Origin of the sequence: Pseudotabrizicola sp. L79 (assembly GCF_036553525.1) — a bacterium.
Taxonomy (GTDB): domain Bacteria; phylum Pseudomonadota; class Alphaproteobacteria; order Rhodobacterales; family Rhodobacteraceae; genus Pseudotabrizicola.
Genome location: NZ_JAZHDA010000046.1, coordinates 111,206 through 129,414 on the forward strand (window position 1 = coordinate 111,206; position 18,209 = coordinate 129,414).

Annotated in this window: 15 protein-coding genes and 1 other RNA gene; 12 read left to right on the forward strand and 4 right to left on the reverse strand. The window is 61.8% G+C overall.

The features are described from left to right. The first annotated feature begins 54 nt into the window (after window positions 1–54). Window positions 55–855, forward strand: a complete 801-nt coding sequence (locus V3C85_RS08900) for an MBL fold metallo-hydrolase (RefSeq protein WP_331794737.1) — start codon at window positions 55–57, stop codon at window positions 853–855. A 48-nt stretch (window positions 856–903) separates the two neighbouring features. Then, window positions 904–2,313, forward strand: coding sequence for an FAD-binding oxidoreductase (locus tag V3C85_RS08905; protein ID WP_331794738.1), 1,410 nt, complete (start codon window positions 904–906; stop codon window positions 2,311–2,313). Window positions 2,314–2,323: 10 nt separating this feature from the next. Here V3C85_RS08905 and ssrA read toward each other — a convergent pair. Both ssrA and V3C85_RS08915 read right to left on the reverse strand, forming a co-directional pair. Then, window positions 2,324–2,678, reverse strand: a transfer-messenger RNA (tmRNA) gene (gene ssrA, locus V3C85_RS08910). Between the two features lie 61 nt (window positions 2,679–2,739). Further along, window positions 2,740–3,792: an extracellular solute-binding protein gene (locus V3C85_RS08915; RefSeq protein WP_331794739.1), complete on the reverse strand. Its 1,053-nt coding sequence runs from the start codon at window positions 3,790–3,792 to the stop codon at window positions 2,740–2,742. A 289-nt stretch (window positions 3,793–4,081) separates the two neighbouring features. Here V3C85_RS08915 and V3C85_RS08920 point away from each other — a divergent pair, with 289 nt between their 5' ends. The 6 genes from V3C85_RS08920 to V3C85_RS08945 all read left to right on the forward strand — a co-directional run bounded on the left by V3C85_RS08920 (window position 4,082) and on the right by V3C85_RS08945 (window position 10,910). Next, complete coding sequence (locus V3C85_RS08920) at window positions 4,082–5,071, forward strand: MDR family oxidoreductase (RefSeq protein WP_331794740.1); 990 nt, start codon at window positions 4,082–4,084, stop codon at window positions 5,069–5,071. 166 nt (window positions 5,072–5,237) lie between these two features. Beyond that, window positions 5,238–6,464: an aminotransferase class V-fold PLP-dependent enzyme gene (locus V3C85_RS08925; protein WP_331794741.1), complete on the forward strand. Its 1,227-nt coding sequence runs from the start codon at window positions 5,238–5,240 to the stop codon at window positions 6,462–6,464. A gap of 126 nt (window positions 6,465–6,590) precedes the next feature. Then, the gene (locus tag V3C85_RS08930) at window positions 6,591–8,003 is read left to right on the forward strand and encodes a cryptochrome/photolyase family protein (protein WP_331794742.1); all 1,413 of its coding nucleotides are present in this window, start codon (window positions 6,591–6,593) and stop codon (window positions 8,001–8,003) included. A gap of 50 nt (window positions 8,004–8,053) precedes the next feature. Continuing rightward, window positions 8,054–9,268: a cyclopropane-fatty-acyl-phospholipid synthase family protein gene (locus V3C85_RS08935; RefSeq protein ID WP_331795264.1), complete on the forward strand. Its 1,215-nt coding sequence runs from the start codon at window positions 8,054–8,056 to the stop codon at window positions 9,266–9,268. A gap of 33 nt (window positions 9,269–9,301) precedes the next feature. Beyond that, window positions 9,302–9,748, forward strand: coding sequence for a TrgA family protein (locus V3C85_RS08940; RefSeq protein WP_331794743.1), 447 nt, complete (start codon window positions 9,302–9,304; stop codon window positions 9,746–9,748). Window positions 9,749–9,770: 22 nt separating this feature from the next. Beyond that, window positions 9,771–10,910, forward strand: a complete 1,140-nt coding sequence (locus tag V3C85_RS08945) for an NUDIX domain-containing protein (protein WP_331794744.1) — start codon at window positions 9,771–9,773, stop codon at window positions 10,908–10,910. Here V3C85_RS08945 and V3C85_RS08950 read toward each other — a convergent pair. Next, entirely contained in the window at window positions 10,905–12,074 is a 1,170-nt protein-coding gene (locus tag V3C85_RS08950; protein WP_331794745.1) for a Gfo/Idh/MocA family protein, read from the reverse strand. The two genes, V3C85_RS08945 and V3C85_RS08950, sit on opposite strands and share 6 nt — an antisense overlap. A 254-nt stretch (window positions 12,075–12,328) precedes the next feature. Between V3C85_RS08950 and V3C85_RS08955 the strand changes: the two genes are divergently transcribed. Together V3C85_RS08955 and V3C85_RS08960 are read left to right on the forward strand one after the other, a co-directional pair. Next, complete coding sequence (locus V3C85_RS08955) at window positions 12,329–12,988, forward strand: GntR family transcriptional regulator (RefSeq protein WP_331794746.1); 660 nt, start codon at window positions 12,329–12,331, stop codon at window positions 12,986–12,988. 114 nt (window positions 12,989–13,102) lie between these two features. Beyond that, window positions 13,103–14,506, forward strand: coding sequence for an aspartate aminotransferase family protein (locus V3C85_RS08960; protein ID WP_331794747.1), 1,404 nt, complete (start codon window positions 13,103–13,105; stop codon window positions 14,504–14,506). Window positions 14,507–14,626: 120 nt separating this feature from the next. Here V3C85_RS08960 and V3C85_RS08965 read toward each other — a convergent pair whose 3' ends face one another. Further along, complete coding sequence (locus V3C85_RS08965) at window positions 14,627–15,124, reverse strand: lactoylglutathione lyase family protein (RefSeq protein WP_331794748.1); 498 nt, start codon at window positions 15,122–15,124, stop codon at window positions 14,627–14,629. Between the two features lie 100 nt (window positions 15,125–15,224). Between V3C85_RS08965 and V3C85_RS08970 the strand changes: the two genes are divergently transcribed. Together V3C85_RS08970 and V3C85_RS08975 are read left to right on the forward strand one after the other, a co-directional pair. Continuing rightward, on the forward strand, window positions 15,225–16,112 hold the full coding sequence (locus V3C85_RS08970) for a LysR family transcriptional regulator (RefSeq protein WP_331795265.1): 888 nt from the start codon (window positions 15,225–15,227) through the stop codon (window positions 16,110–16,112). Between the two features lie 220 nt (window positions 16,113–16,332). Further along, window positions 16,333–18,171, forward strand: a complete 1,839-nt coding sequence (locus tag V3C85_RS08975) for a BCCT family transporter (RefSeq protein WP_331794749.1) — start codon at window positions 16,333–16,335, stop codon at window positions 18,169–18,171. The last annotated feature ends 38 nt before the right edge of the window (window positions 18,172–18,209 follow it).

Genomic DNA, 18,209 nt, shown 5'->3' on the forward strand with positions numbered 1-18,209 from the left:
CTGACAGCTGCGAAAACCGTGCTACCCTTTCTTGCAGATCAATGGGGGTGCCAGATGCGACTGACCATTCTGCCTGCGATATTTTTTGCGCTGCCGGTCATGGCGCAAGAGCGGATTCCCAGCCATTGCCATGCCGTGGCACAGGGGCCCGAACGGATCATGAAGGCCAGTTTTGGCGCGCCGCTTGACCCCGATCATGTGCGCATCCGCTTTATCGACCATGCCAGTTTCGTCATTGAAACGCCGGGCGGGGTGACGGCGGTGACCGATTACAGCGGCTATACCGGCAGGGCCGATTGGGTGCCCGATGTGGTGACGATGAACAACGCCCATACCACGCATTGGTCGCCCTTTCCTGATCAGCGGATTCCCCATGTGCTGCAAGGCTGGGCCGAGGGGGACAAGCTGATGCAGCATGAACTGGATTTGGGCGAAATGCTGATCCGCAACACCCATACCGATGTGCGCTCTCGGTCGGGCGGGGTGCGGGCCAATGGCAATTCGGTGTTCGTGTTCGAAGCCGCAGGCCTGTGCATCGGGCATTTGGGCCATTTGCACCATCCGCCCGATGATGCCCAATATGCCAGTATCGGGCGATTGGATGTGGTCATGGTGCCGGTGGATGGCGGTTATACCATGGCCACGGCGGAAATGGCCGAGGTGGTGAAACGGTTCCGCTCATCCGTGGTGATTCCGATGCACTGGTTCTCGGGATCATCGCTAGAGGTGTTTCTGGATGACATGGACGGCGCCTTTGATGTGGTGCGGCCCGGTATTTCCGACATCGAACTTTCGCTGCAAGATCTGCCCCGCCAGCCCACGATCATGGTGCTGGAGCCTGAGGCCATCGACTGAGTTGTTTCGCCGTGGCGGCTGTCATAAGCAGGGCGAAAGGAGCCGCCGATGCTGAACTCTGTTTCCCCCGATTTTCTGGCCGATCTGGCCGCGCAGGTGCCCGGCTGTCTGCGCGACGCAGCCCCGCGTGATGTCGAAGACCCTCGGGGGCGGTGGACGGGCCAAAGCCGGGCCGTGGCCGCGCCGCGCACCACAGATGAGGTGGCGCAGGTCGTGCGGGCCTGTGCGGCGGCGCGGATTGGCATCGTGCCCCTTGGCGGTGGCACGGGCCTTGTAGGTGGGCAGGTTGCCCCCGATGGCCCCGAGCCGCTGTTGGTAAGTTTGGAACGGATGGCGGGCCTGCGCGCGGCCTTTCCCGACGAAAACGTGCTGGTGGTCGAGGCTGGCATGATCTTGCAACAGGTGCAGGATGAGGCCGCGCGGCTGAGCCGTCTGTTCCCCTTGTCACTGGCCTCGGAAGGGTCGGCGCGCATTGGCGGCAATTTGGCGGCCAATGCGGGCGGCGTGAACGTGCTGCGCTATGGCAACACGCGCGATCTGGTGCTGGGGGTCGAGGCAGTGATGCCGGACGGATCGGTGTTTCACGGGCTGAAACGGCTGCGCAAAGACAACACGGGCTATGATCTGCGCCATCTGCTGATCGGGTCCGAAGGCACGCTGGGCATCATCACCGCAGCCAGCCTGCGTCTGTTTCCGCGCCCGGCGGCACAGGTGACGGGGCTGTTGGCTGTGCCCTCGCCCGAAGCGGCGTTGCAGTTGCTGGCCTTGGCCGAAGGGCGCTTGTCGGGCATGATCTCGGCTTTCGAACTGATCCACCGCACGGGCTATGATTTCATCGCGCAAACCCTGCCCGAGGTAACGGTGCCGCTGTCGCCGCTGCCCGAATGGTCGGTTCTGATCGACCTTGGCCTGCCCCGCCAGATAGAGGCTGATGAGGCCTTTGCCACGCTTTATGCCGAGGCCGAAGACGCCGGTCTGGTCAGCGATGGGGTGATCGCCACCAGCGAGGCGCAGCGCGCCAGCCTGTGGCGGATCCGCGAAATGCTGCCGCAGGCCAACCGCAAGATCGGGGCGGTGTCCAGCCATGACATCAGCCTGCCGCTGTCACACATTGCGGCCTTTATTCCAACCGCGACGGCGGCCTTGGCCCAGATCGGCCAGTTCCGCATCAACTGCTTTGGGCATCTGGGAGATGGAAACCTGCATTTCAACGTCTTTCCCATGCCCGGAAAAACCCGCAAAGACCACGAACACCAGCGCGAGGCGATCAAGACCTGTGTGCATGATCTGGTTGATGCCATGGGCGGCTCGGTCAGTGCCGAACATGGTGTCGGGCGGCTGAAAGTGGCGGATCTGGAGAAATACGGCGATCCGGCCAAACTGGCGGCGATGCGCGCGATCAAGGCCGCACTCGACCCCTTGGGCATCATGAATCCGGGGGCCGTTTTGCGCAGCTAAAGGGGGGGGAAGTGCAGGTTTCTGTTGCCAGGTACCTGCGAACCCCGCCTTACGCGGCTAAGCGCAAGGGCTTAAGTTTCGATGTTCGAACTGCTTACGCAGCCAGAGCCATCGGAGCACGGTTGTCGTTTGCAACTGTACATTTGGACCGATAACGGTAGTACCTCACCGAGCGAAAGCTGGCCTCTTTGAACGTTCGTCGATCCTATTTCGGCCCCGAACCCCCGAAACGAACGGGTGGAATGGTGGAGCCGCCGGGTACCGCCCCCGGGTCCGAGCCGTCTATTACAGGTGCGTTTATCGCCATAGTCCGGGCGAACCCGAACACGACCAATATAGGTGGCACTGGCTGGCTTCACAAGCACCGCAATGCAAAACGCCCAAGGTTTCCCTTGGGCGGTTCACAGTGCAATCGGTAACGACGGATCAGAAGCCCGATTTGATCAGTTCAAATTCGTTGATCATCTTTTCGCGGAATTCTGCCGAAACCGGGGTCTGGGCCAGAACCGTGGTGCTGATCGGGTCAACAAAGGCGGCTTTCATTTCGTCTTCTGAAATGGTCGCCATCGCCGCGTTGTTGGCATGGGCATAGCCCAGTTCATCCAGAAGCGCCTTGGCAGAGCCATGGGCCAGCAGTGAATTGATGAAATCATAGGCTTTGTCTTCGCTGCCCGGCGCATCCTTGAAATTCACAAAGCCGCAGAACCAGGTGGACGATCCCTCGGCAGGGGCGCGCTCAAAGCCAATCGGGAAGCCTTCGGCCTGCAACAGCGCAACGCCATCGTTCCACGACCAGGCCACCAGCACTTCGCCCGTGGCCATCAGTTGCGACATTTCTGCCGGGTCCGACCAATAGGCGCGCACGTTTTTATGCGCCTCGCGCAGCCAGGTGGCGGCGGCGGTGAATTGCTCGTCGGTTACATCGCTCCAGTCGGTGACGCCGGTGGCAAGAAAGGCCAGCGACCAGATGTCATCCGACGAGTCGGGCAAGGAAATGCGGCCCGCATATTTCGGGTTGGTAAAGACGTTCAGCGTGGCCACATCCTCGGCCGGCACCTGATCCTTGTTATAGGCGGTGGCGGTATAGGCATAGTCGGTCGGAATGAACCAGACGCCCTGATCATCGGTGATCAGGCTGGATTTCAGCAGGTTCGGCGCGATATTGCCAAATTCCGGGATCTTGGCGGTGTCCCACGGCTCGATCAGGCCAGCGTCGCGATAGCGCGGCAGCGACGCCACGCAGGGGTGGCCGACATCGGCCTTAAAGCCGGACGAGACTTTCTGAAAGGCTTCGTCATCGTCGCCAAAGAAGGAATAGGTCGGGTGCTGCCCGTGTTTCGCGGTGTATTCGGTCAGGACACCTTCGATTTCCCATCCGGCCCAATCAAAGACCAACAGATCAGCATCTGCAGCCTGCGCGACCGAGGCCAGTGTCAGTGCCGAAACGGCACCGGCGAAAAGAGTGGTTTTGATCATCAAGATTACGCTCCTGTCTGTTGGACTTGCTGCCAATGGTTTCCCCATTTGCCTTGGCTTTGCCATCAAAAAGTTAGTGCAGGTTTTCGCCAGTAACAAGTTGAAGACCTGCAAAAACTGATCGCTTGCCGCTGGATAGTATAAAATTTGATCAAATTTTGCAAGGTCAGGGCCCTGTGCTTTCTTGCTTGACCTTGGTCGCAGGGACGGGCCTGTTGCAAAGTCAGGCAATGGGCCGCTGTTTTGGGCGGCCAGACCCGACGAACGGAAGACAGAAAGCCGGAGGAAAGACATGCGCGCATTGGTGATGGAAAAGGGCGAAGACGGGCAGGCCAAGGCCCGCATCGCCGAGCTGACCGAAGATCAGTTGCCGGCAGGCGATGTGCTTGTGCGGGTCGAATTCTCGAACCTGAACTATAAGGATGGCTTGTGCCTGTCGCCGTCGGGCGGGGGGCTGGTGCGGACCTATCCGCATGTGCCGGGCATTGATTTCGCCGGTGTGGTCGAGGCGTCAGAGGATGCGCGCTATCAACCCGGTGACCGGGTGGTGCTGACGGGCTGGCGCGTGGGCGAGGTGCATTGGGGCGGCTTTGCAGAAAAGGCGCGGGTCAAGGCAGACTGGCTGGTGCCGCTGCCCGATGGGCTGACGGCGCGGGCGGCGATGGCTGTAGGCACCGCGGGCTTTACCGCAATGCTGGCCGTGATGGCGCTGGAGGATCACGGCCTGACGCCCGACAAGGGCGAGGTGCTGGTGACAGGGGCCGCGGGTGGCGTGGGGTCGGTCGCTGTGGCGATTCTGGCCCGCCTTGGCTATCAGGTTGCGGCGGTGACGGGCCGGCCTGAAACGGCCGACTACCTGACCGGGCTTGGCGCCAGCCGGATCGTGGCGCGCGCTGATCTGGCCGAAACGGTCAAGCGCCCGCTGGAGACCGAGACCTGGGCAGGCTGTGTCGATGCCGTGGGCGGGGCCATGCTGGCGCGGGTGTTGGGGCAGATGAAATATGGCGCGTCAGTCGCGGCGGTTGGGCTGGCCGGTGGCTCGGGCCTGCCTGCCACGGTGATTCCGTTCCTGTTGCGGGGCGTCAATCTGCTGGGCATCGACTCGGTCATGCGCCCCTATGCGGATCGCGTCCGCGCCTGGGATCGGATCGCGACAGACCTGCCGATGGATAAGCTGGAGGCGATGATTCACCCCGCGGGACTGGCCGATCTGCCCGAATTGGGGGCGGCCATCCTGAAGGGCAATGTGCAGGGCCGTGTCGTTGTCGATGTGACGCGCTAAGGCTTGCGGCGGGCTGCAACGCCCGCTATCCCTTGGGCCTGATCCTGCGCGTGCGGGGTCTGGCCGGTGCCCCGCTTGCGCGCCGGTCTGGCTGGAAGACCTGCCGCAGTCCTGGGGTTCCCCGGCTGTGGGGGCACAGGGCGGCGGCGCAGATATGGTGCGCAAAATGGCCCTGAACCTTGATTTCGTCCGCTCTCAATTCCCGGCGTTTCAGTCGCCGGTGTTGTCGTCGCATGCCTTTTTCGAAAATGCAGGCGGCAGCTATCCGTGTCAGCAGGTGGTGGATCGCCTGCACCGCTTTTACCTTGACCGCAAGGTGCAGCCCTATGGCCCCTATCCGGGGGCGCAGGCGGGTGGGGCCGAGATGGATGAGGCCCGGACCGGGCTTGCCGGGCTGATGGGCGTCGCGCAAGAAGAAGTCAGCTTTGGCCCTTCGACCAGTGCGAACACCTATGTTCTGGCCCAAGCCGTGCGGCAATGGCTGCGGGGGCAAAATGCGGCCATCATCGTCACAGATCAGGACCATGAGGCGAATTCCGGCGTGTGGCGGCGTCTGGCCGATGAAGGCATAGAGGTGCGCGAATGGCGGGTTGACCCCGGCACCGGCAGCCTGAACCCCGAAGATCTGCCAGCCCTGATGGACGATGGCCGGGTGCGGATGATGGCCTTCCCGCATTGCTCGAACGTCATTGCCGAGATCAATGACGTGGCGCGCATTTGCGCCATCGCCAAGGCGCATGGGGTGCGCACGGTGGTGGATGGGGTGTCTTATGCCCCGCATGGCTTTCCCGATGTTCCGGCCCTGGGCTGCGATGTCTATCTGTTTTCGGCCTATAAAACCTATGGGCCGCATCAGGGCATCATGGTGCTGCGGTCTGACTGGGGGATGGAACTGCCGGGGCAGGCGCATTATTTCAATCAGGGCACTTTGTATAAGCGCCACACCCCCGCGGGCCCCGACCACGCCCAGGTTGCCGCCTGTGCAGGGATGGTCGATTACATCGGCGCCTTGGCGGCGGCGCATGGGATCGGGGGCGATGCCGCCGCACAGAACCGCGCGGTGCATGATCTGATGCGCGCGCAAGAAGTGGCCGTGATCACCCCCTTGCTTGACTATCTGGGCAACCGCAATGATCTGCGGCTGTTGGGGCCAACTGATCCCGCCCGGCGCGCGCCCACCGTGGCTGTTGAACTGAACGTCGCGGCCGAGCCAGTGTCAGAGGCGTTGGGGCGGCAGGGCATCGCCTGTTGGGCGGGTGATTTTTATGCCGTTCGCCCCCTGACAGCCTTGGGGATCAACCTTGAAAGGGGGGTCTTGCGGATGAGTGCCACGCATTACACCAGCCCCGCCGAGGTTGATCGCCTGATCGTGGCGCTGGACCGGGTGCTATAGCGCCAAAGGGCGGCGGGCAGGGGCCTGCCGCCCGTTTCAAAATGGAACGCGCTTAAGATTTCCTCACATAAGGGTGATCCGCCCCATGGTCTGGCGCGTAACCCCTCTAACAGCTTGTGAGAATATATGCCTGACGCCCCACTGATCCTTTGGTTTCGCCGCGATTTGCGTCTGGACGACAACCCGATGGTGGCCGAGGCGGCCCGATCAGGCCGCCCCATCCTTCCGCTGTTCATCCTTGACCCCGAGACCGAGGCGTTGGGTGCCGCGCCGAAATGGCGCTTGGGGCTGGGGCTGGCGGCCTTCGGCGACACACTGGCCAAAATGGGCCTGCGGCTGATCTTGCGGCGCGGCCCGGCGGCCAAGGTGATTGAGGCCGTGCTGGCCGAAACCGGGGCTGCTGGCGTCTGGTGGGGGCGTCAATATGACCCTGCGGCCGTGGCGCGCGATACCGCCGTCAAGGCGGGGCTTAAGGCCAAGGGTATCGAGGCCCGCAGCTTTGCAGGCCATTTGCTGTTCGAGCCGTGGAGCGTGGAGACAGGGCAGGGCGGCTTTTACCGTGTCTATACCCCGTTCTGGAAATCCGTGCGCGACCGCGATCTGCCCGCCCCCGAACCCGCCCCCGGCCAGATGCGCCCGCCCGAAACCTGGCCCGCCAGTGACAATCTGACGGATTGGGCGATGGGGGCGGCCATGCAGCGGGGCGCGGCAGTCGTGGCCCAGCATGTTCATGTGGGTGAGGCAAAGGCGCAGGCGCGCTTGGGGCGCTTTGTGGATGAAAAGATCGAGGCCTATGCCGATTACCGCGATTTTCCCGCCCGCGATGTGACATCGGGCCTGTCGGAAAACCTGGCTTGGGGGGAAATCGGGCCAAGGCGCATTTGGTTTGCGGGGTGGCGCGCACTGGAATCCGGCGCCAGAGGGGCCGAGACGTTTTTGAAAGAACTGGTCTGGCGCGAATTTGCCTATCATCTGATGCACAATTCGCCGCAGATCACCACAACCAACTGGAAGCCCGACTGGGATACCTTTCCGTGGCGCGGTGACAGCAAAGAGGCCGAATACTGGCGCCGCGGCCTGACCGGGCAGTCTTTTGTCGATGCCGGCATGCGCGAGCTTTATGTGACAGGCCGCATGCACAACCGGGTGCGGATGATCGTGGGCAGCTATCTGACCAAGCATCTGTTGACCCATTGGAAAATCGGGCTTGACTGGTTTGCCGATTGCCTGATCGACTGGGACCCGGCGGCAAATGCCATGGGCTGGCAATGGGTTGCGGGTTCAGGGCCAGATGCGGCCCCGTTCTTTCGCGTGTTCAACCCGGCCACTCAGGCCGAAAAGTTCGACCCAAAGGCGGTCTATCGCCAACGCTTTGTGGCCGAGTTGTCAGCAAAACCCGGCGCAGATGCCTTGGCCTTTTTTCAGGCGGCCCCCCGATCTTGGGCCCTAGACGCAAAGCGGCCCTATCCCGAACCCTTGATCGACTTGTCAGACGGAAGAAAACGCGCCCTAGAGGCCTATGGAGGACGAAACTCTTGAAAGATTGGCGCGTAACTGACGAGATGAACGGCACAATGACAGGACATGACGTGGACATCTTGACCAGCACCAAAGGCCAAAGCGGTCTGCCACGCTATTTCGCCCATGCTTTTGGCGTGGCGAACAATCTGGGCGAAGGGCGGCTTGATTTCGTGCTGCCGGATGGGCGTCGGTTCCGCCTGAACGGCGCGCGGCCGGGTGTGGTGGCCGAGATTGTCATTCACAATACCGATCTGTTCGCCCGCCTGATCCGCGAAGGCGATCTGGGCTTTTGCGACGCCTATCTGGAAGGCTGGTGGTCCACCCCCGATCTGCAAGCCTTTCTCGATCTGATCCAGATTCCGGCCAACAATGTGGTCAACGATGGTTTTCCGGGCATGGGCTTGTTGCGGGCCTATGAAAAACTGCGCTTCTGGATGCAGTCGAACTCCAAGCGCCAGGCGAAAAAGAACATCCGCCATCACTATGATCTGGGCAATGATTTCTACGCCCTGTGGCTGGATGACAGCATGACCTATTCCAGTGCGCTGTTTCGCACCGGGCAGGAAAGTCTTGAACAGGCGCAAGAGCAGAAATACGCCAACATGGTCGATCTGATCGGTGCCCAGCCCGGCGATCATGTGCTTGAAATCGGATGCGGCTGGGGTGGATTCGCCGAATATGCGGCCGCAAAACGCGGGCTTAAAGTCACGGCTCTGACCATTTCGCAGGCTCAGCATGACTATGCCGTTGCCCGAATTGCCCGCGCCGGCCTATCAGATCAGGTGCAGATCAAGTTGCAAGATTATCGCGATGAACGCGGCCAATATGACGGCATCGCCAGCATCGAGATGTTCGAAGCCGTCGGTGAAAAATACTGGCCGACCTATTTTGAAACACTGCGCGCCTGCCTGAAGCCGGGCAAGCAAGCCACGCTGCAAATCATCACCGTGCCCGATCATCGCTGGGAAACCTATCGTCGGGGCGTTGATTTCATTCAGAAATATATCTTTCCGGGCGGGATGCTGCCCGCGCCGTTCCGCCTGCACGAGGAGGCAGGGCGCGCGGGATTGAAAGTGCAGGGCTCGTTTGAATTTGGCGAAAGCTATAGCCAGACGCTGCGGCGGTGGCACGATGTGTTCAATGCGCGCTGGCCCGAAATTGCGGCCATGGGGTTTGATGATCGCTTTCGGCGGATGTGGAACTTTTACCTTACCTCTTGCGCAGGCGCGTTTCGCGGCGGAAACTGTGATGTAACGCAATTTACAGTCACACGCCCCTCATAGTCAGGGCACGATCTAAGCATGGGGTAAAAAACGATGCCAACCGCAGCCAAACTTGTTGCTGGACTTTGTTTTGCCCTCGTCGCGTTTCTTGCTGCAGATCAATATGCCAATGTCATTCCGGGGGGGCGACCCGCAGGTGTGATCCGTGAAATATCGGCAGTGGTCGGCGTGTTGTGCGGCTGGTTCATTCTTGGCGGCTTTTTCAGAAAACCGCGCAGTTTTGTCGAGGCTGCCGGGACGGGCATGCGCACCTCGGTGACTTTGGCGTTTGTCTTGGTGATGGCCTATGCCATCTGGGATGTTCTGGGGCGCGCTGTAGATGGCCGGTATCGCAGCCCGCTCGACTCCGTTCTTGATGTCTTCGCCCGCCTGTTGGTTCTGGGCCAACCGGTGTTCACCCCGGGCGTGTTGGGGGTCTTGTTGGTGGGTGGCATTCTGGGGGGGGCCTGCGCGCATTTTGCCTCGACCCGCTGGAAGTAATCGGCGCGGCGAAAAGGCGGTCATGACACAAGACATTTTTCTTTACGGCATTCTGTGCCACCCGCCCTTGTTGCAGTTGGTTCTGGGCCGGTCGGTTGCAGGCGAGATGGCGCATCTGCCGGGCTGGCGGGCCGTTTTAGGGCAGGGGCACCACAGCCCCGCCCTTGTCGTCGCCCCCTTGGCCCAGGTGCAGGGCACCGTTCTGCGGGGGCTGACGCCATCAGAACAAGACCGCCTTGACTTTTTTGCCGCCTGTCTGGGGCTTAAGCGCGTTGAAAGGGAAGTGGTCACGGATCGGGGGGCGATCCGCACACAGCTGTTCTGCCCGGTGGCCGAGGGGAAGGGGCCAGCCGCGCAATGGTCCTTGACAGACTGGGCAAAGCAGCACGGGGCCGAAATGACAGCCGCCGCTGCCGATATGCTGCGCCTGATCGGCGAAGTGCCCGCCACCGCGATAAACGCCCGCCTGAACCTGATGCTGGTGCGCGCAGGTGGCCGGGTGCGGGCCATGCACGATGCATGCCCTGCCACAGTGCGACGCCAAGTGGTGCCGGGCGACATTGTGATCGACCGCTTTCAGCAGCCCTATGCCCATTTCTTTGCGGTCGAGGAATATGACCTGCGCTTTCGCCGCTTTGATGGCTCCCTTAGCCCCCCGGTCAATCGCGCCACCTTTATTTCTGGCGATGCGGTAACGGTGCTGCCCTATGATGCCCGCCGCGATCATGTGTTGCTGGTCGAGCAGTTTCGCGCCGCACCCTTTGCGCGGGGCGATCAGAACCCATGGTCGCTTGAGGCGATTGCAGGCCGGATCGACGCCGGAGAAAGCGCCGAGGACTGCGCGCGGCGTGAGGCGCAAGAGGAGGCCGGGCTGACCCTGCAAACCCTGCTGCCGATTGCCAATTACTACCCCTCGCCGGGGGCCAAGACGGAATTTCTGTATTCTTTCCTGGCGCTGACCGATCTGCCCGAGGGTGTGCAGGGCGTGTTCGGGATGGGGGAGGAGGCCGAAGACATCCGGGGCCATTTGATCCCTTTTGCCCGAATGATGCAGCTTGTCAGCAGCGGCGAGATCGCCAATGGCCCGCTGGTGCTGACCGCGCTTTGGCTGCAACGCGAAAGGCCCCGGCTGCGGGCCGAGGCCGGGGCGCAGGGGCTATAGGTTCAGCGTGACCCAAGCTGCATTGCGCGCGCTTGACCGCACGCAGGCATCGACAAAGGCCACGCCCTCCAGCCCGTCGGCCAAGCCGGGGAACTGCACTGCCGGGTCGGGGGGGCTGCCTGTGCGCCGTGCCAGAATGGCCTGCGCCACTTCGGAATAGATGTTGGCAAACCCTTCCAGATAACCTTCGGGATGGCCCGGCGGCAGGCGCGTCATCCGTGCGGCTTCTGGCCCGGCACCGCCAACGCCCCGGCTGATCCGCCGCCGCTCTCCTGCCAAAGGGGTAAGGTAAAGATGGTTCGGTTCTTCTTGCGACCAGTCCAACCCGGCTTTGGTGCCAAAGATGCGCAGCCGCAAGCCGTTCTCGCTGCCCGCCGCCACCTGACTGCACCACAGCATGCCCCGCGCCCCGCCCTTGAACCGCATCAAGACATGGGCGTTGTCATCAACACGCCGCCCCGGCACAAAAGCTTGCACATCGGCGGCCAGACAGTCCAACTCCAGCCCCGAGGTGAAGCGCGCAAGATGATAGGCATGGGTGCCAATATCCCCCGTCGCGCCGCCCGCGCCTGACTGTGCCGGGTCGGTGCGCCACGCAGCCTGTTTGTGCCCGCTGCTTTCCACAGGTGCCGCCAGCCAGTCTTGCGCATATTCCACCTGCACCAGACGGATGTCGCCCAAGATGCCGTCCTCGACCATGGCCTTGGCTTGCCGCACCATCGGATAGCCGGTGTAGTTATGGGTGACGGCAAAGATCACCCCGCGCGCGGCAGCGGCCTTGGCCAGTCGCTTGGCCTCGGGCAGGCTGTGGGTCAGGGGCTTGTCGCAGATCACATGAATGCCACGGCGCAGGAATTGCATCGCCACGGGTGCATGCAGATGGTTCGGCGTGACGATCGCCACCACCTCGATCCCGTCTTTGCGCCGTGCTTCGCGCGCCGCCATATCGGCAAAACTGGTATAGGCCCGCGCCACCCCCAGGTCTGCCGCCGAGGCCAGTGCCCGATCGCTGTTGGCCGAAAAGCACCCTGCCACCAGATCATAGTGATCATCCAGCCGCGCGGCGATCCGGTGCACCGACCCGATAAAGGCCCCATGCCCGCCCCCGACCATGCCCAGCCGCAGTCGCGGGGGGCGTGCCGTGTAAGCTAAGGTGTTTGCCATGACCGACCGTCCCTTCTTCATCCGTTCACACTATCCACGGGCGGCGGCGCTGTGGAACCCCTGTTCCGTCGCAAGGGCCGCAAATGCGCCATGCCCAAGGTGGGGCCAAGATAATACCAGATCCGCCGTCAGCCTGCGTTCTGCGGGGCTTAACGTCCCCGGCCACTGGGTCGCCAGGGTGCGGCGGGATTTGATCAGATCTTGAATGATCGGCTTAACCCGCTAAGACTGTTGGGCCAGACAAGGGAAAAGTCATGCAGTCCGAGGCCCGCAAGATCCCGACCCACGAGGTCACCTATGCCCGCCTAAGGGATATGATCCTGTTCGGACATCTTGAACCGGGTGCCGCCGTCACCATTCAGGGTCTTATCCCGTTGCTGGATGCCGGAATGACCCCCGTGCGCGAAGCGATCCGTCGCCTGTCGGCCGAAGGCGCGCTGGAAGCCCAGGGCAATCGCCGGATCGTCGTGCCCAAGATGACGGCGGCCATTCTTGATCAGGTGGCCTTTGCCCGTGTGACCATCGAACCCAAGCTGGCCGAGCTTGCGGCGGGGCATTTGACCCCCGATCTGATTGATACGCTGCGGCGGATCGACAACCGCGTCGATCAGACCGTGCGGGCCGGGGATATTCCGGGCTATCTGGAATCGAACCACGCCTTTCACTTCTGCCTCTACGAGGCCTCTGAGGCGCCTGTTCTTGTTGATATGGCGCGCTCGATGTGGCTGCGCTTTGGGCCTGCGCTGCGGGTGGTCTGCGCCCGGTTTGGCCGCAACGCCTTGCCCGACCGGCATTCCGAGGCTTTGGCCGCCATGCAGGCCGGCGATGCGGCGGCCCTGCGGCTGGCAGTTGCAAGCGATATCGAGCAAGGGATCGAGCAGGTGCGCGCGGCCTTGGAGCAGGGTGAAATCTAGCCCTTGCCGCTGCCGTCAGGAATTTGATCAAATTCCTTGAATCCGCCGATCATTGTCACTATCCTCAGGCCAAAGACGGGGCGGCGCGCCCTGCCGATTCCGAAAGGGGATGCGATGAACAAGCCAATCACCAATCACATGCCGACCGCCGAGTTGCAGGCGCTGGATGCCGCGCATCACTTTCACCCCTTTACCGACAAGGCCGGCCTTGCCGCCAAGGGCGCTCGGGTGATCACGCGCGGCGAAGGCGTGTGGCTGACCGACAGCGAAGGTCAGCGGATCATCGACGGGATGGCTGGGCTGTGGTGTGTGAACATCGGCTATGGCCGCAAGGAAATGGGCCGTGTCGCGGCGCGTCAGATGGACGAGCTGGCCTATTACAACACGTTTTTCCAGACGACCCATGTGCCCGCCATTGCGCTGGCCGCCAAGATCGCCGAACTGGCCCCCGAGGGGCTGAACCATGTGTTCTTCGCTGGGTCTGGGTCCGAGGCGAATGACACCAACATCCGTCTGGTGCGGCGCTATTGGCAGGTCAAGGGCCAGCCCGAGCGGGATGTGATCATCTCGCGCTGGAACGGCTATCACGGTTCGACCATGGGCGGCGGCAGCCTGGGCGGGATGAAGCCGATCCACGCGCATGGCGGCAAGATCGCCGGGATCGAACATATCGACCAGCCCTATTGGTGGGGTGAGGGCAGCGACATGAGCGAGGACGACTTCGGCCTGGCCCGTGCGCAGCAGCTGGAGGCAAAGATCCTTGAGCTGGGGCCCGAAAAGGTGGCCGCCTTTATCGGCGAGCCGATCCAGGGGGCGGGTGGGGTGATCATTCCACCGGCAACCTATTGGCCCGAGATCCAGCGGATCTGCGACAAATATGGCATCCTGTTGATTGCCGACGAGGTCATCACCGGCTTTGGGCGCACCGGCAACTGGTTCGGTTCGACCACCTTCGGGATCAAGCCGCATATCATCACGATCGCCAAGGGGCTGTCCTCGGGCTATGCGCCGATTGGGGGCTCGATCATCTGTGACGAGGTGGCCGAGGTTGTCGGGTCGGCGGGAGAGTTCTTCCACGGCTACACCTATTCGGGCCATCCGGTGGCGGCGGCTGTGGCACTGGAGAACCTGCGTATCATGCAGGAGGAAGGGGTGGTCGAGCATGTGCGCGACGTGGCCCATCCGCATCTCAAGGCGCAGTGGGACAAGCTGGCAGAGCATCCCTTGGTCGGAGAGGCCAAGCTGGTGGGGCTGATGGGGTCGATCGTTCTGACGCCGAACAAGGCCAAGCGGGCCAAGTTTGCCAGCGAAGAGGGCACGGTTGGGCTGCGCTGCCGCGAGCGGTGCTTTGCGAACAATCTGATCATGCGGCATGTGGGGGATCGGATGATCATCGCGCCGCCGTTGGTGATCACCACCGATGAGATCGATATCCTGATGGATCGCGCCCGCAAAAGCCTGGATGAATGCTATCAGGGCCTGCTGGATGATGGGCTGATGGTGGAAAAGGCCGACTGAGGCCAACTGCCTCTGGCAAAGTCAGCTTGGGGCCGCAACAGTATCAGGGGCTTGGGCAGCCGAATTGACCAAGCTTTAACCTTTGGGCCACCCGATCGGGTGGCCCTTTTGCTTGGGGCGTCAGGCGTAGGCGCCTGCGGAATAGGTCAGCTCATAGCTGTGGCTATACAGCTCGAAGATATTGCCGAACGGGTCTTCGACATAGACCATACGATAGGGCTTTTCGCCCGGAAAATACGCGCGCACGGGCATGCGCTGCTTGCCGCCCGCCGCGACGATTTTTGCCAGAAGGCCCTCCAAATCGGGGTCTTGGATCGCGAAATGAAAGGTTCCATGCCGACGGAAGGCAAAGTTGTCGTCGGGGGTGTGGTTCCCGGCGAATTCAAAAAGCTCGATCCCGATGCCGTCACCGGTGGACAGATGGGCAATCCGCAGGTGTTCCCAACCGGGGCCGAAGACATCAGTGCACATCTGGCCGATGGCGCTGGTGTCTTCGACGATTTTGCTGGGGGGCATCAGAACGTAAAAGCCCATGACGGTTGAATAAAACTCTACCGCTGCCTCAAGGTCGGGGACCGAAAGGCCGATATGCGAAAAGGTGCGGGGGGTCGTGACCATGATGATCTCCTGTCTGGTGATGCCGGGCAGGCTAATCCGTCAGGAGATGAATAGAAAATTATCGTTTGACATCATTATGCAAACGAAACCTTATGGCATGATGTTGAATGCCACATGGATCGAAACCTTTACCGTGCTGGCCGAAGAAGGCCAGTTCACCCGTGCCGCGGCGCGGCTGAACATGACGCAACCCGGCGTGTCGCAGCATCTGCGCAAGCTGGAGCAGCAGCTTGGGCAAAAGCTGATCGCGCAGGATGGCAAAAGCTTCAGCCTGACGGCGGCGGGTGAGACGGTGCGGGCGCTGGGCCTGTCGCGCCGCGCGCAAGAGCGTGCGCTGCGCGATGGGATCGCGCGCGACGAGCCGGATGCCGGAGAGGTGCGGGTGGCCTGTTCGGGCAGTTTTGCCCTGCTGTTTTATCCGCGGGCCATCGCGCTGATGCAGCAATCGCCCCGTCTGGGCATTCAGGTAGAGGCCGCCCCGCAGGCGCGTGTTCTTGCCGGGGTGTTAGACGGGCAGTTCGATCTGGGCGTGGTGGCCGAAGACCCACGCCACCCCCGCATCACGGCGCGGCCCATCGGGCATGAGGAATTGTGTCTGGTGCTGCCTGCGGATTTTGACGGTCCGGTGACGTTTCAGGCGCTGGAGGCACTGGGGCTTGTCGCGCATCCGGATGTCTACAGCTATGCCGATGATCTGTTCGGGCTGAATTTTCCGGGCGAGTTCGCAGGCGCAGACAGGTTGAGAGTGCGGACCTATGTAAACCAGATCGGGCAGATCCCCGCGCCGGTGGCGCAAGGGGTGGGCTATACCTTGTTGCCGCGCAGTGGCCTAGCGGCCTTTGCCGGGGCAGATCGGTTGCGGATCGCGCCCTTGCCCGAACGGCGCTATCGCGACCTGTGGTCGATTTGCCATAAAGGGCAGGCCCCGCGCGCCAGGGTGCAGCGGATCATGGCAGTGATCCATGATCTGGCGGCGGATCTGCGCTGAACCGCCCCGCCACGGGGGGCGGGGCTGGTGCGCCTCGGGTGATGTGGGCTGGCCCGTTGGCACGGGCAGTCGTCGTGTCTGATGCCATGAAGGGTCGCATTTCGCCCGCACCATTTCACGAAGCTGTTACCTTTGGCCCAACGGGTGCGGCGGTTAGGCAGTCCGCGCCAGCGGCTGCCCTGGACGTCTTGCCCGCATAACAGGAAGAAAAGGAGCGCCAATGAGCATCAAGCCCCCCTTCACGGATATCGATATCCGTAAGTCACCATCGGGATTTTACGAAGGTTACAGCCTGCCAATCGCGCTGATTTCAAAAATGTCGATGGCGCTTTTGGTCATTTGGGCACTGGTCTGGCCTGCGAATGCGAATGGGGTTCTGGGAAGTCTGAACTGGCGGCTGCTGGAGGATTTCAACGCCTTTTACATCATCATAGTTGGTTTTTTCGCTTTTTTCCTGCTGGTCGTTGCGGCCTTGCCGCAGACGGGCAAGCGGGTGATGGGCAAGGTGGGCGAAGCGCCCGAGTTTTCCAACTTTTCCTGGTTCTCGATGATGTTCGGGGCTGGGCTGGGGGTTGGCTTGATGGTCTTTGCAACGGCAGAGCCGTTGGGACTTTGGGGGTCTAACCCGGAAATCCTGAAGGGCAATGTTGCGCCCAACACGGCCGATGCCCTGCAATCGGGCTACCGCTATACGTTCTTGCACTATGGGTTTCACGCTTGGGCGATCTATGTCGTCACGGGTTTGAGTCTGGCCTATTACGCTTACACGCGCGACATGCCGCTGACGATCCGTTCAGCATTGACGCCGCTGTTCGGAAAATATGTGAACGGCCCCCTTGGGCATGTCGTTGATATTTTGGGCATTGTCGCCACGATCCTTGGGGTGTCGGTCACAATCGGGTTCGGGGTCAGCCAGTTCATTGATGGGGTCTATGCCATTACCGGGATGGAATGGATGATGGATATGGCCGGGGATGCGCCTGCGCCGGGTTCGGTTGGGCTGATCGCGGGGCTGGTTGTCATCATGGGGATGTCGATCCTGTCGGCGGTGTCGGGCGTGGGGCGCGGGGTGAAATACCTGTCGAACCTGAACCTTGTGCTGTCGTTGATCCTGCTGTCGGTCTTTGTCGTTTTCGGATCGTTCAGTTTTGCGCTGACGACCTATGGATCGGCCTTTGTCGATTATATTCTGCACTTCACGCAGCTCAGCTTTGGGCCGCATCTGCCCTTGTCGGAAACGGCCTTTGCCGCGGCCCTGCCGCCTGAGGCTGTGCCTTTGGCAGGGGATCTTTATGCCGGTGCCACCAATGCCTGGGGATCGTTCGAGGCATTTCAAGGCGGTTTGAGCGCCGCCGCCGCCGCGTTGCCAGTGGATGTTCAGCAAGCCGTCTATGCCGCTGGGACAAAGGGTCGTCTGTTTGGATGGCAAGCGGGCTGGACGACGTTCTATTGGGCGTGGTGGATCGCGTTTTCACCCTTTGTGGGGCTGTTTCTGGCACGCATCTCGAAGGGGCGCACAGTGCGTGAATTCATCATCGGCTGCGTCTTTGCGCCTGCGATGGTGTGCTTTGCCTGGATGACCATTCTGGGGGCGACAGCCATTGATCTGGAACTGACCGGTGGGGCCAATGGGGCCATTCTGGGGGCGTCGAATACTGCCAAGCTGTTCGTGACACTGGGCGAGATGATCTCGGGCGGGTTTCTGACGGCGATGACGGTGATGAGTGTTGTCCTGATTCTGACCTTCCTTGTCACCTCGGCAGACTCGGGCATTCTGGTGATGAACACGATCATGTCGGGGGGCGCGGAAGACACCGACAACAAGCATCGCATTGTCTGGGGCTTGATCCTGACGCTGGTGATTGGCACGTTGCTGGTGGCGGGAAAGAACGGGTCGGGGTCTGATCCGATGGAGGCGCTGAAGAGCGCCATGATCATCGGGGCGCTGCCGTTCACCATGGTCATGGCGCTGATGTGTGCCTCTCTGATCAAGGCCCTATACCGCGACGGATTGCGCGACAAGCACGCGGCGACAGTTGCCGCGCAGCAGAACGCCTGAGAGGGGGATCGAAACGGCGCTTTCCGGAGCGCCGTTTC

Excerpts from the sequence above, each read along its gene's own strand:
- V3C85_RS08905 (WP_331794738.1), top strand. The coding sequence starts at position 904 with ATGCTGAACTCTGTTTCCCCCGATTTTCTGGCCGATCTGGCCGCGCAG.
- V3C85_RS08920 (WP_331794740.1), top strand. The coding sequence starts at position 4,082 with ATGCGCGCATTGGTGATGGAAAAGGGCGAAGACGGGCAGGCCAAGGCC.
- V3C85_RS08925 (WP_331794741.1), top strand. The coding sequence starts at position 5,238 with ATGGCCCTGAACCTTGATTTCGTCCGCTCTCAATTCCCGGCGTTTCAG.
- V3C85_RS08940 (WP_331794743.1), top strand. The coding sequence starts at position 9,302 with ATGCCAACCGCAGCCAAACTTGTTGCTGGACTTTGTTTTGCCCTCGTC.
- V3C85_RS08955 (WP_331794746.1), top strand. The coding sequence starts at position 12,329 with ATGCAGTCCGAGGCCCGCAAGATCCCGACCCACGAGGTCACCTATGCC.
- V3C85_RS08950 (WP_331794745.1), bottom strand. The coding sequence starts at position 12,074 with ATGGCAAACACCTTAGCTTACACGGCACGCCCCCCGCGACTGCGGCTG.
- V3C85_RS08930 (WP_331794742.1), top strand. The coding sequence starts at position 6,591 with ATGCCTGACGCCCCACTGATCCTTTGGTTTCGCCGCGATTTGCGTCTG.
- V3C85_RS08970 (WP_331795265.1), top strand. The coding sequence starts at position 15,225 with ATGTTGAATGCCACATGGATCGAAACCTTTACCGTGCTGGCCGAAGAA.
- V3C85_RS08965 (WP_331794748.1), bottom strand. The coding sequence starts at position 15,124 with ATGGTCACGACCCCCCGCACCTTTTCGCATATCGGCCTTTCGGTCCCC.
- V3C85_RS08960 (WP_331794747.1), top strand. The coding sequence starts at position 13,103 with ATGAACAAGCCAATCACCAATCACATGCCGACCGCCGAGTTGCAGGCG.
- V3C85_RS08945 (WP_331794744.1), top strand. The coding sequence starts at position 9,771 with ATGACACAAGACATTTTTCTTTACGGCATTCTGTGCCACCCGCCCTTG.
- V3C85_RS08975 (WP_331794749.1), top strand. The coding sequence starts at position 16,333 with ATGAGCATCAAGCCCCCCTTCACGGATATCGATATCCGTAAGTCACCA.
- V3C85_RS08900 (WP_331794737.1), top strand. The coding sequence starts at position 55 with ATGCGACTGACCATTCTGCCTGCGATATTTTTTGCGCTGCCGGTCATG.